Annotated in this window: 12 protein-coding genes; 5 read left to right on the top strand and 7 right to left on the bottom strand. The window is 59.8% G+C overall.

What is annotated here, in order from left to right:
- Nucleotides 1-43: 43 nt before the first annotated feature.
- Together D2E23_RS00770 and D2E23_RS00765 are read right to left on the bottom strand one after the other, a co-directional pair.
- Nucleotides 44-1,132, bottom strand: a complete 1,089-nt coding sequence (locus tag D2E23_RS00770) for a hypothetical protein (protein WP_126029111.1) — start codon at nt 1,130-1,132, stop codon at nt 44-46.
- Between the two features lie 79 nt (nt 1,133-1,211).
- Nucleotides 1,212-2,378, bottom strand: coding sequence for an esterase/lipase family protein (locus D2E23_RS00765; RefSeq protein WP_241227161.1), 1,167 nt, complete (start codon nt 2,376-2,378; stop codon nt 1,212-1,214).
- A 375-nt stretch (nt 2,379-2,753) separates the two neighbouring features.
- Between D2E23_RS00765 and D2E23_RS00760 the strand changes: the two genes are divergently transcribed.
- From D2E23_RS00760 to D2E23_RS00750, 3 genes are all read left to right on the top strand, one after another.
- Nucleotides 2,754-2,969, top strand: coding sequence for a hypothetical protein (locus tag D2E23_RS00760; protein ID WP_126029110.1), 216 nt, complete (start codon nt 2,754-2,756; stop codon nt 2,967-2,969).
- A gap of 96 nt (nt 2,970-3,065) precedes the next feature.
- Entirely contained in the window at nt 3,066-3,401 is a 336-nt protein-coding gene (locus tag D2E23_RS00755; RefSeq protein ID WP_126029109.1) for a hypothetical protein, read from the top strand.
- A 167-nt stretch (nt 3,402-3,568) separates the two neighbouring features.
- A complete protein-coding gene (locus D2E23_RS00750) occupies nt 3,569-3,823 on the top strand; it encodes a hypothetical protein (protein WP_126029108.1) in 255 nt (84 codons plus the stop codon).
- A 207-nt stretch (nt 3,824-4,030) separates the two neighbouring features.
- On the opposite strand, the gene D2E23_RS00745 is transcribed toward D2E23_RS00750, so the two are convergent.
- The 5 genes from D2E23_RS00745 to D2E23_RS00725 all read right to left on the bottom strand — a co-directional run bounded on the left by D2E23_RS00745 (nt 4,031) and on the right by D2E23_RS00725 (nt 8,381).
- A complete protein-coding gene (locus tag D2E23_RS00745) occupies nt 4,031-4,735 on the bottom strand; it encodes a hypothetical protein (protein ID WP_126029107.1) in 705 nt (234 codons plus the stop codon).
- Nucleotides 4,736-4,883: 148 nt separating this feature from the next.
- Nucleotides 4,884-5,804 (bottom strand): excalibur calcium-binding domain-containing protein, encoded by a 921-nt coding sequence (locus tag D2E23_RS11660; protein WP_206431963.1) that lies wholly within the window; start codon nt 5,802-5,804, stop codon nt 4,884-4,886.
- A 59-nt stretch (nt 5,805-5,863) separates the two neighbouring features.
- The gene (locus tag D2E23_RS00735) at nt 5,864-6,331 is read right to left on the bottom strand and encodes a hypothetical protein (RefSeq protein ID WP_126029106.1); all 468 of its coding nucleotides are present in this window, start codon (nt 6,329-6,331) and stop codon (nt 5,864-5,866) included.
- Between the two features lie 432 nt (nt 6,332-6,763).
- Nucleotides 6,764-7,204: an MvaI/BcnI family restriction endonuclease gene (locus tag D2E23_RS00730; protein ID WP_241227160.1), complete on the bottom strand. Its 441-nt coding sequence runs from the start codon at nt 7,202-7,204 to the stop codon at nt 6,764-6,766.
- 397 nt (nt 7,205-7,601) lie between these two features.
- Nucleotides 7,602-8,381, bottom strand: coding sequence for an IclR family transcriptional regulator (locus tag D2E23_RS00725; protein ID WP_241227178.1), 780 nt, complete (start codon nt 8,379-8,381; stop codon nt 7,602-7,604).
- A 312-nt stretch (nt 8,382-8,693) separates the two neighbouring features.
- Here D2E23_RS00725 and D2E23_RS00720 point away from each other — a divergent pair, with 312 nt between their 5' ends.
- On the top strand, nt 8,694-10,007 hold the full coding sequence (locus D2E23_RS00720; protein ID WP_126029104.1) for an MFS transporter: 1,314 nt from the start codon (nt 8,694-8,696) through the stop codon (nt 10,005-10,007).
- A gap of 85 nt (nt 10,008-10,092) precedes the next feature.
- Complete coding sequence (locus D2E23_RS00715) at nt 10,093-12,891, top strand: alpha-L-rhamnosidase (RefSeq protein ID WP_126029103.1); 2,799 nt, start codon at nt 10,093-10,095, stop codon at nt 12,889-12,891.
- The last annotated feature ends 2 nt before the right edge of the window (nt 12,892-12,893 follow it).

The raw sequence follows: 12,893 nt of genomic DNA, 5'->3' as shown, positions 1-12,893 counted from the left end.
GATACCCAGAGGTATTGTCATCGATTGCGGTTATATCTCAGGGTCACTGCTGCTTCAACCCGTCGATCAGCGTCTGCATGGCGTCGTTGGCGGGCAGCTCCACCACCTGCTGCACCTGATCGACCGTGCCGGGCACGTGGAACCGGCTGATGCCGTCCGTGCCGGAATAGTTCGCCGAACGGAAGCCATGGCGCTCCCAAGCGAGCTTTCTCACGTCATCCGATCGCATGAGATCGAGCAGCTTGCCGCCCTTGTCGTCGAGTGCGATGAACACATGCGTGCTCCACACTGTCGGCGTGGGGTAGGCGATGACCAGATCATCCTTCACCTGCGCGTACGCATCCGGCTGGGTGGCAGCCAGATCAAGGATCTGACTCTCATAGCCAACCATCATCGGCTTGGACCCCACGCCAAGCGTAAGGAACTGACTGAAACTATCCTCGCTGCTGGTCTCCATCCACCCCGACTTGCGGAAGATGTCCTGCAGCACCGGCAAGTCGCGGTTGACGCTGTCGACGGTGGCGGGCGTGCCGCCGTTCATCACCGTCGCCAGCAGAGCCGCATACTCGTTGCCGGAATTGGACTTCACTGGATCCGTGGACTCGATGTGGAACACGCCATACCCGCTCGGCCAGCCCACGTCGGCCCAAGACTGGCCGTTCTTCATGGCGTCCACCACACGGTTCATGTCCAACCGGTACACGCCGGCATCATCCTTCGACATAAGACCGGTGGAACACAGACCGTCCGCCACCTGCCTGTACGTGTAGACGACGATCGGACTGTTGAACACAATATCCTGACGGCTCACATCCACACCGCGGCTCTTGCCGTACTCGACCGCCGTGCGACTGGACGGAAACAGGTAATCCATGCCCGAACGATCGGCATCCATCATGTCCAGACTGCCGGCCTTGCGATACGACACATCCAATCCCGCGCTTTTCGCCAGCGTCTGGAATTCGGAATCGTCGAACAGACCCGTCTTCTCACCGCCGAGATAGCCGGTCACGGATACGGTCTGCACAGGCTTGGGACGCGTCGCCTTCCACGCGATGCCGCCACACAGAACGATCACCGCGACAAGCAGTATGCACAATCCCACGATCCGGGATCTCGACAGGCGGGCCATCAGCCGTCCTTTCCGACCGGTGATTTGCAATGCGAGTAGACGCTCCGGCCTTCCATATCCACTCCCACGATACCGCCTGCTACAGTCCCCGCCGTTTCAGATCGGCGACGAGCCCCACATAGAATTCACGCACATCGAAGCCGGCGATGTTCTCACGATTCAGATCGATCATGTCGGCATGCGAGATCCCACGATCGCCGGACGGCTCCAGCCAGACAAACCGATCGCCCCACGGAAACGACGGACGGGAGACCAGACCGTCATTGGGCCCGTCAAACCATTTGACCAACGGGTAGGTGAAGTTCAGCGGAAACTTGCCCGTCGTGGCATGCAGCAGTCGTGAACCCACGCTCTGACACACGATGCCGGGGAACGCGTCCAGCCCGATGGTCCGGTTGATGCGCTCGCAGCCGGCCTGGGTCAGATCGTGCACGGCCGCCATGAAATCCGGATTGGAGTCTCCGAGCCTGGATGCGGCCGCATTGTACGAGGCCTCCACACGATGCTGCACGCCCTTGGGAATGGATCCCAGCAGATAGTCGGCGAACCCGCAGCCGCGGTGCGGCGTATTGATCGTGGTCAGCGAAGCCACGCAGTCGCCGATGCCCTCACGTGCGATCGCCCAACGCATGTCGAGTCCGCCCTTGGAATGCGCGATGACGTTGACCTTGCCGCAGCCGGTCTGTTCGACGATTTGACGAATACGTTCGGCGAGCTCCTTCGCACTGTCCTCGACCGAGGCGGCAGACTGATGGTTGCCGTAGTAGATGGTCGCGCCGTTGCGCTCCAATTCGGCAGGCACACGACCCCAGTAGTTGAGAACCTTCGTGTCGCGGAAGAACACGCCATGCACCAGCAGGATCGGATACCGGGTGGCGCACACGCGATCGCCGGCGCGCGACTGGTCGAGCCGTTCCTTGTCCGTCTCGAACCGGACCTCTTCGCGTACGGTGCGGATGATCAGTCGCAGGGCGATGAGGTTCGCGATCGGGATCCACCCGCAGACGACGCCGATGACACGGATCTTCAATCCCAGCTGCACGCTCGTCAGATACACTGCGATGATGCCGATCCAGAAGACAACCGACTCGATCGCCACCACGGCCGTCGTCGCACCAAGCCATGCAGGCCAATCGTGCGGTAGCATCACGAACGCCGCGGCGATTAGTGCAATCGTCGCGATCAGCGTCGTCCACCAGAAGATTCGGAGCATCGTCACGCCGAACCGGCAGATACGCAATCTCACCGGAATCCGAACTTTTGCCTTCGAGGATTCCACACGTCCCCCTTACCTCGTTGACACCTTCATCCTACCGTTGTGTAAGGGCAATGCCGTGCGACCAATGTGGCGTGTGCCAGCCGGTGGAACATTGGTAACAGGAAGAATCCGATTTCGTGTGAAGCTCCTATCCGGTCAGATAAAGGACAATAAAATGTAGACATGTCTGGAATGGTTGCAGGAGTCGATTACGACGAGGTCGAGAGGCGGTTTCGTGTCGCGCTGAGGGAAATGCTCGCCGTCGACAAATACGATGCCGACGACGAGCGACCGGATCAACTCAGGTGATGCTTCTGACGTAATCAGCTGAACTGGTGGACAAGATGGTACAGGAGACGCTCAATGGATGACCAGCTCTTCAAGGAGTTCTGCCAAGAAGGCGAAAGCATGCCACTCGGCGATCTCCTGACGTCCTACGCGCACGTATTCCATGAGGCGTTCTTCAACATGGGGGAAGACGGGCCATACGTTGGAGAGAAGAAGCTGCGCGACTGGCTGAACTGGTGTATTTTCTACGGGCGCCCGCGTGACGAGTATCCGTTCGCCGCCAAGGACTAGCCAGCCTATAACCATTTTTTCTTGTCTTTGACCATCCGCATGGGTGGTTTTTTTATGCCGGGAACGGGTCCCAGCCCCATTTCCCAAGGAGGAAGCATGGCCGAGGAATCCACCGAATCTCAGCGGTCTGTGGTCGAGCCGAACGGCGAGCCGCAGACCCCGGCGGTCGACTGGAAGGCCAAATGCGAGGACGTCATCTCGCATTCGCATGAGCGGGAGAAGCGTGCGAAGGCCAACAAGAGCGCAATCGACGAGCTGGAACAGCTCAAACAGTCAGACCGAACGCCCAACGCCAGCCCGGGAGCATCCGCAGAGACGCCAGCAAGCGCGGATACGCGAAAACCGTTATCTGCACCGACTATCAAACACGACGATGCAAGCAAGTACTTCGGCAAGCCTTTATGGCAAGGGCGTTTTGCGAATCCTCGGTGATGTTCTCTTCGAGGGACACATTGACGGCAAAATCGTCATGAAGGCACTCGCTGAAATGCTTTCCGGATATCTCGCCGGCGAGATTACCCGGACCCTGTTCATGAGCCATCCTTTCCTCCAAAAAAGGACAGTAAAATGTTCCAAGACATGATAAGGAGCATGGCGTCATGAAACCAGGAGACCCCGGATACTACCCCGACCCGGACGATTACGCGTCGCTGAAGGACATGTATGCGTCCCCGGAATTCGCCGCACTCCCGGTGGATGACGTTCTTTCGTACTATGCCCTTGTGTTCGATTATCACTTCAACGATCCAAAGAATCCACGAAACGATGAGGAGGCTAGGGAGATGGCCATCGAATGCCTTGTCGCAGGCAAGCCACGCCCCTGGTACAAGATTCCCCAAGGCGCGGTCGTCTAACGATTCACTCCATTTTTGCAACCACCCGCACGGGTGGTTTTTATACCCGGAACGGGGTTTATCCAAAGGAGATCGGTACGCAAGGCATGACTACCCTCCATGGCATCTGCATTACCGCAACCGCATCCGTCTCGTGGACGCTGAGGCATCCTCGGAAGGTTGAGTTCATCTTCGGCGATTGAACGACCTTGGAGAATCGGCCGAAGATCAGGAGAGCTGTGAATGGGATCGATGTGTGCTTGCGGGATATGGGTTGAGATAGCGGCCGATGATTGCTTTCAGTTTCCGCCGGCCGGGGTAGCGGTCGAGGATCCGTTGCACGACACAGGACGCGTCGGCCGGAGTGAACACGTCCGCGTATTGGTTCAGAACGTGTGCAATACGGCTGTAGGCGGCTTGGTTGTCCGCGAGGAGACAATGCCCGTGCAGGGCGCCGGTAGGCAGGCCGCGCAGGATGAGCGCGTCGGCGACAGGACGATGCCGTATCGCCAAAACGCGCAGCAGCGGGTACGGCGGCCGGGAGACATGATGCAGATAATGCAGGGGCGCGTCCGACAGGCGTTCCTCGACGAGCAGACGTTCGAGGGCCGGGTTCCTGACATCGCGGACGCCCATGGCTGCGCGTTCGTCGACCGTGCGGAGGCATTCCCCGACCAGGCCGGGCAGCAGGCCGGTGAAGTCATGGGGGTGGATGACGCGTAGGAACCACACGTATTCCATGTCATAGCGGTCCGTCGCATGGACGATGGCATGCGTGAACAAGGCGGTGAGCTCGTCACGATGCCCCTGCTCGGCCAAGCGCCGGAGTGTGTCGGGATCGTACCCGGTCTGATAGTGGTGCGGGCAATGGGCCATCAGCCACGACTGGATGCGGTGTAGAGGTTCCGGCAGCGTGAGTACGGGAATGGACATGACCACATCTCCTCCTCGGATAGGCAATATGGAACGAATAAAGAAATAACATTGTTCTCACTAGTCCCGTTGCATTCCAATACTATTTGCCAATAGGCAGGTAGTGTTCTCGCATAAGCAGTTTATGCCAGATAGAGCATTGTCTGTTTTAATAGTTTGGCTTTTGTTCGCATGCTCGGCCGTCGCCATCGGCATCCAGGTGAGCGGAGTATCCCGGATCCCCTCTGCCTATTCCATGTCCTACAGCATTCCAGACGGCTTTGCAGTTGGGGTAGTAGACGTTACTCCTATTGCCGGGAGTGCTTTGAGGCTCGTCGTCCTTGATCTCACTAACTAGGACGGAAATTATCCGATCGTCAGAAGATCCTAATCCCAAAGCAACGAGCTGCCAATCATTTGGAGCTGCATCTACCTTACTGGTAACATCTTCAGACTTATCGGTGAAGGAGACGGTCCACCCCTCATCACGTAGTTGTTGCACGCCGTCCATTCTGGAGGCAACGGTTTCCTCCTTGAAAAAGCCATTGGGGAAGAGTGCTTCTTCTCCACGCTTGTAGTCCTCGGGTAGTTCAATTGTTTCGTTGGTGCTGTCCTTGTCCTTTACATTTAATCCATAAATACCTCCCTCGGCTTTGGTCATCCATGAAATATCGAACCCATTCCATGTGCCATTACTGAAATCAGTGTATGTAGGCCTTGTTGATGATGGGAAGGCCCTTCCGTTTCTAATATATTCACGGTCTTTCGGGGGAATTCCGATGCCATTAAATAGGCAATCGAGTTTTCCGTCACTGTCTCCGCCCTCATAGGTCACATAAACAGTGCCGTAAGAATCTTGTTCTAGGCTAGGACATGCTTTAACAAGCTGGTCGATGGAGCTAACATGTTTGACGGAATTAGATTTTCCCGCGTTATTTCCCTGCTGTGCGGATGTCTTTGCCTGGGTGGTTGGATTGTCTGCATTGGAAGTGGTTTTTGAATTTATGAAAGAAACAGACAAAACGATAGCCGCAATTGCCAATACAGCTAACGGGAGTAGAAGTAATGCTTTTTTGGTATCTTTGTCCATGCTTATCTTTCTCAGTAAATGGATATCCAATTTCGCTGGGGCAATGAATAAGATTCGATTTATTTGGACCTGACGAACATGGATATTGTGTCATTGGAATATGAGATCAGTCCGTCAGTATGCCAATTATCTCGCGTCACTTCATTAGTGACGATCTGACCGGTCTGGGAATCTATCAGAATGACATCAAGATCATTATCTCTCCAGCTATCCCTAAGTGATGCCGGATCTTCGTTGCTGCCGGCTTTGGCTTTTTCCTCTACGGATGTGTAGCTCGGCATGGATTCCTGTTGTGTATGGTCAAGAATCGGCGCAATATATCTGTCGTAGTTTCCTCCTCCCGGAAGAAAAGTGAAGGGCATTATCGCTAACCAAAACAAAAACGGTACGGCGAATAGGAGAATCCATGGTGCAACGACTTCGATAATTCTGTCAAGAAATTGCAGGGCAAGCGACTTCTCTTTGCTGATATAGACGACAGGAGCGGTCTCTCTGGGGTTACTCACGTCGTCTATATCAGATGCCATTCCTTCGAAAGGATATGAGTGTTCGGGATATCCGATGCTTGTGCTTCGCCTTGTAGACCTTTTGAAAGACCTGCCATATGTTGTTTTGGGGGAAGATGATCGGCCGGGCGCTCTCCTTCCGTGATTGTCTCCGTCCAAAGAACGCACGGCAGTTGAAACAGGATTGTGCACTGCGGTGCTTACCGAACGTATCTTATACGATGCCTTGCGCACGGACTTGGGAACTACTGCCTTTCGAACAGCGCGTCGGACAGGCCTCGTCGCGGTATGAACCGGATGTCTGACAGCATTCTTCACCTTAAAAGCTTTTCGAATGGCGCCCATATGATACAGGCCTTTCATGCGATCCAACGTGATCTAATTGTTCTGGGTATAAGGTTGGCAGCTTCGTGTTCCGCATCCCCGTGAATAGGTGACGCATAGTTAACCGCTTTAATACGATTCCGGATCGCGCATATCAACCTCGCGCACCTTTCCGTAGATGGCGGCGATGTCGTTGAGGTTGATACGGAACTGGCTGCGGGCATGTGGAGTCCATTTGCCGTCCGTAAGCGTGGCCTTATCCCCAGGATCGTAAACAGCCTTGCCGTCCTTGAATGCCTGAAGGAACAGACCGAAGCTGGTAGAGATACCAAGAGTGATGAGCGGACCAAACTCAACCGAGGTATCGCCGTCCTTGTCTTCGCGCAGGTAAGGCACGTATGCGGCGCGGTTGTGTTTGCGCTGCCAGTGACTGAGCAGTTTCAGGTATGACCAGCCGGCGAATGCGGTCCTGTTGTGTTCGACCGGGAGCTCCGGCTCGCGCCAAGAATCTCCAACCCTGACACACCACGGTCCAGCAGACGCGCCAGAAGAAGGTATTCGCCCCTGCATTGAGCGCATTCGCCGTCAGACGGGTCACCCACGTCTCCTGCGTGCAGGCAAACCGAAGAAAATCGGAATACTGATTGAGCATAGAAGGCCTTTCTTCTTGCTAGGAGCATCATGATCATTATCTCTCACCGGTCCGCCATAGCGAACTCATGGGCCAACAGATGGACGGCATGGAGCTGCATCCATGGGCCAATTCCAATCCAATGCCTTCTTGATGGGCGACGAGGCCGTGTTCGGTCGTTCTCCGTAGTCGTGACCATAGATTGGCGGACGCTCTGTTGGAAGGAACGCCATTATCGGGAACAGATGTTCTGTACTGACCTCACGATGACCACCGTCGTGTTGGACAGACGGGCTCAGTCCCTCTCGCCGGGAATCTCTGTGCACGTACTTTGTGTTACCGGATGCTGATATTGGATTCCTCCCATGAGGGCAGCACCCTTTGTGCCGGTGGGGCGGCGAGGCGTTTGGTGATGGCCACGGCGGCGCCCTTTACCAGAGCGACAACCCGGTCCGAGGGCATGGACTCGGCATTCGTTACGACGGCGATGGCGGCAGCCACCGCGCCTGTCCTGTCGTATATGGGCGCGGCCACGGAGTGCACCGGTGCCCCGTCGGGGGCGAACAGGGCCACGCCGTTCCTGCGGATGATGTCGAGCTCCCGATGGACCGCGGTGACGCTGGGGCGTGGGGAGTCGAAGCTTGGCCAGGTGAAGTCGTCTCGGTCGACCACTTCGCTGATCAGCGCGGGATTTGCGTAGGCGAGCAGCACGCGTCCCACCGCTGTGGGGATGGGTGGCATGGAGTCGCCGATGTGGTAGTAGATGGGCAGTTTCTGCTTGCCGTCACGACGGTCGATGATCGTGACGTTCGGGCCGTCGAGCACGGCGAGCTGCACGTGCATGCCGGTGATCCGGTTCAGCTCGTCCAGGCAGGGCGAGGCGTCCTCGCGGATGGACAGCAGGGGACGCGCCAATTGGGCGAGCTCCATGAGATGCATCCCGATGGAATACTCGCCGCCGCGCAGTCGTTCCACCACGCCGTGGCGTTCCAGGTCGGTGAGTATGCGGCTGGTCGTACTGACCGGCAGGCCGGAACGCGAAGCCAATTGAGTAAGATTCAACCGAGGTGTCTCGGAAGTAAAGCAGTCGAGAATCGCGAATACGCGGTCCACCATCCCGGAGCGCGTGCGACGTCCATCGTTCCTGCAGGCGTCATTGCTTGTTCCCATGACATTCGAGTCTAGCCGTGGCTTGCATGATTTTCCACTGGATGGAAAAATCAGGTCTTTTTCCATCCAATGGAAACCGGGTCCGTGCACTGCCTGCCGGTCGGGCAGAATCGGAGTCAACAGCTGAAACGCATAATCCGCGTCCGATGCAATGACCGCGTCGGACGTATCCGAAACGGCGGCGCCGTCCACGCCACAGGCGGACGCGGCGTCGATCCGTCGCAGGAACAATGATGTCCGAACGAAGGAGAACGCATCATGGCTGCACCGTCAACCGTCACCGAAAACGAGGCCATCCACCGGGCTCAGGAGGAGGACTACCGTCGCGTGGTCGCCGAATACGGCGATCCGAAACGCACCATCGCGCTGATCCTCATCGCCGCCATCGGCATGTACATCATGTGCATGTCACTGGGAACCTGTCTGTCGCTGCGCATCGCCGCGCTGGCCGACGGGCCGAACGCCATGGACGCCGCCACACGCAACACGATCTACAGTTCCATCACCGCGCTCGGCGCGGCCATCAACATCGTCGCCCAGCCGTTCATCGGTGCTCTGTCCGACCGAACCACCAGCCGCTGGGGACGCCGCAAGCCGTGGATCGCCGGCTGCCTGATCGTCTCGGTGATCATGATGCTCGGCGTCGGCCTGTTCACGAACGCCATCGGTATCGGCATCTGCTACTGCCTCGGTCTGATGATGATGCAGTGCGGTTTCTCGATCTACTCGGTCATCCCGGCCGAAGGCGTACCCGACAAGTACCGCGCTCGCGTGATGGGCTTCATGGGCATGTTCGGTGCTCTCGCCACCTCGTTCGGCTCCTACCTCGCCGGCGCGCTCGTCCGCTGGCCGATGCTGCTCATGGCCACGCCCGTCGCCTTGGGCCTGATCACCTCGATCCCGCTGCTCATCCTGTACAAGGACCCGCACAAGACCAAGGACGAAGTTCCCGAAGGCCGGGCCAGCGACGTGTTCCGCGGCCTGTTCTCCGGCTTCAAGGCCCGTGACTACATGTTCGTGTGGATCACCCGTGTGCTGTCCGGCTTCACGATCGCCGCGCTGTTCAGCTACTTCACCTACTACCTCATCGACAAGCTCGACACCCCGCTGACCTCGGTGGGCGCCGCAGCCGGCACGCTCACGCTCATGTCCGCGCCGGTCAGCGTGATCTTCTTCACCGTCTCCGGCTGGATCTCCGACAAGATCGGCCGGCGCAAGCCCCTCGTCGTCATCGCCGGCATCTGCATGGCCGCCGCCCTCGTGCTGGCCGGCACCTCCCACGGATTCGTGCAGTTCGCGATCGCATGGGAGCTGTTCGCCATCGGCCAGGCCATGTACCTCACCGTCGATCTGGCACTGTGCGTGGCCGTACTGCCGAACAAGAAGGACACCGGCAAGGACATGTCCATGTTCTCGGTGGCCCTGTCCATCGGCCAGGCCGCAGCCCCCGCCTGCGCCCCATTCTTCATCAACATGGGCGCCGGACAGAACTATCTGCTCTACTGGTGCGTCGCCGCGGTCCTCGCCCTGGTAGCCGCCGGCATGATGCCCCTCGTCAAGGGCGTCAAGTAAACGCCCAGCCCGCCAGGACAATCAGACATCAACGAATACCAGGGTCCCGCCCCGTGCGGGACCCGCTTCGGAAAGGAACACTCCCATGAAGGTCGTGGACGTACGCTTCGGACACCACCGCGCATCCGACACGGTCATCGGATTCGACGACCCCACCCCATCGCTGTCCTGGCGTGTACAGGACGCGCCGGCCGACTGGCATCCGACACAGGCGAGAATCGAGGTGACCGATCAGGCCGGCATCGCGCACGTCCATGAGATCGACGACGCGGACGGCGTGCACGTGCCGTGGCCCGCAACTCCGCTCGCCTCACTGGAACATGCCACGGTCAGAATCGGTGTTCCCGATACCGACGACACGTGGTCCGCATGGTCGGATCCCGTCACCGTGGAATGCGGCCTGCTGGATAAAACGGACTGGCATGCCGTGCCGGTCACCCCGGTCCCGTCCGTCGGCCGGGAGGACCCCGCACCGGTGCTGACCCGACGGTTCACCGTCGGACCGGACGCTCGTGACGCGCGACTGACGCTCACCGCAGGCGGCATCCTCATCGCCTACATCGACGGCCAACGTGTCGGCCACGACGAGCTGGCGCCCGGATGGACCGAATACGACAAGCGCATCACCGCATCCACCCATGACGTCACCGACATGCTCACGCCGGGCGAGCACGAGATCGCGGTTCTGCTGGGCAACGGCTGGTGGCGTGGCAACCTCACCTGGGCCATGCGCACCAACGTGTACGGGGACGACCTGTGGCTGCTCGCCGACCTCAGGTGGACCGACGCAGACGGCGCGCACGTGCTCGGCACCGACGAGACCTGGACATGGCGCCAGTCCAACATCCTCGCCAACGACCTGTATCAGGGACAGGACACCGACACCCGTCGTCCGCTCCTCGGTAAGCCCGACGACGAGCAAACGGTGCGCGTGCTGCCCATGCCCGAGGCAAGGATCGTGCCGCAGACGGCCCCGTCGGCGCGCATCATCGACGAACTGCCCGCACGGGAGATCATCACCACGCCGTCCGGCAGGACCATCATCGATTTTGGACAGAACGCGACCGGCTGGGTGAGGCTCACCGTACGCGGCGGCAAGGCCGGCGACACGGTCACCCTGCGTCACGCCGAGGTCCTCGAACACGGGGAACTGGGCGTGCGTCCCCTGCGCAATGCGAAGGCCGTCGACACGTTCATCCTTGACGGCTCGCCCGAACAGGTCCTCGAACCGCAGCTCACCCAGCACGGATTCCGCTACGTCGAGATCCAGGGCGTGACCGAACTCGCACTCGAAGACGCGACGTTGCGCGTGCTGTCCGCGGACATGGACAGGCTCGCCCGGTTCGACTGCTCGGACCCGCAGGTCAACCGTCTGTTCCTCAACGCGGTGTGGAGCACCATCGGTAACTTCATCACGATCCCCACCGACTGCCCGCAGCGTGACGAACGCCTCGGATGGACCGGCGACATCGCCGTGTACGCGCCGACCGCCACCCGGCTCATGGACTGCGGCGGCTTCCTCGCCTCATGGCTGACCGACGTGGAATCCGACCGCGGCGACAACGGCGGCATTCCCGTCGTCGTGCCCCAGGTGCTCGACGGCCCGCAGTTGACCTGCGGGTGGGGCGACGCCGCCGTGCTGGTTCCCTGGGCTATTTACGAGACCACCGGCGACACCAGGATCCTCGCCGACAACATCGCCATGATGGACGCGTTCATCGACGGCGTGGAGGAGCTCACCGATGGCACGCACATCTGGGCCGGCGGATTCCAGTTCGGCGACTGGCTCGACCCGACCGCCCCGCCCGACAACCCCGGCGGCTCCAAGGCCAATCCCGACGTGGTCGCCACCGCGTACTTCGCCCACTCCACACGCCTCGTCGCCCGCGCGCACGAGGCCCTGAACGACAGGGAAGGCTCACACAGGTACGCCAGACTGGCCGACGAGATCGCCCGCGCGTTCCGCGACGAATACGTGACCGCCGGCGGACGCGTGCTGTCCGACTGCGCCAGCGTGTACGCGATGGCCATCGTGTGGGATCTGCTCGAGCCCGGCCGCCAGTTCACGGGCGCCGCCGACCGTCTCGCCGACATCGTGCGAACGACCGCGTTCCGCGTATCCACCGGATTCCTCGGCACCCCGCTCGTCTGTCCCGCCCTCGCCAAAAGCGGACACATGGACCTGGCGATGCGACTGCTGCTCGAACGCGGCTGCCCCAGCTGGCTGTACCCGGTCACCATGGGCGCCACGACCGTGTGGGAACGCTGGGACTCCATGCTGCCCAACGGCGACATCAACCCCGGCGAGATGACCTCGTTCAACCACTACGCGCTCGGCGCCATCGCCGGATGGCTCATCAGCGGCGTGGCCGGACTGTCGATCATCGAACCCGGATACCGTAAGGTCGGATTCGCTCCTCAGCCTACTGGCGACCTCAGCCACGCGACCGCCAGCCAGACCACCCCGTACGGCACGATCGACACCGCATGGAGACTCGAGAACGATACGATGAGCGCGACGATCATCCTGCCCGCCGGCGTCACCGCCGAGGTGACCCTGCCTGACGGCACCCATGCCACGGTCGGCCACGGCACCCACACATGGACCGTCCCGTTCACCAGACCGGAACATCACGTCGCCACGATCCGCGACCTGATCGACGACAAGCCCCTGTTCGACGAGCTGCGCGACGCATTGCGACAGTGCGGCAACCCGATGTACGCGGGCGACGACGCGGACGTGGTATTCGCCGGCAACGCCAAGGCCTATCTCGACGACCCCATCGGCGAACTGCCCACCGTCGCCTCGGCACGCGGCTACTGCCCGATGCCCGACCTCATCGTCAGCGCGGCCGACAGGTTCATGGCCGAACACCACCTGTAAAC

Source organism: Bifidobacterium callimiconis (assembly GCF_003952005.1).
Classification (GTDB): Bacteria; Actinomycetota; Actinomycetes; order Actinomycetales; family Bifidobacteriaceae; genus Galliscardovia; species Galliscardovia callimiconis.
The sequence above is the reverse complement of the archived record's forward strand: the minus strand, read 5'-3'. Positions and strand labels throughout refer to the sequence as shown.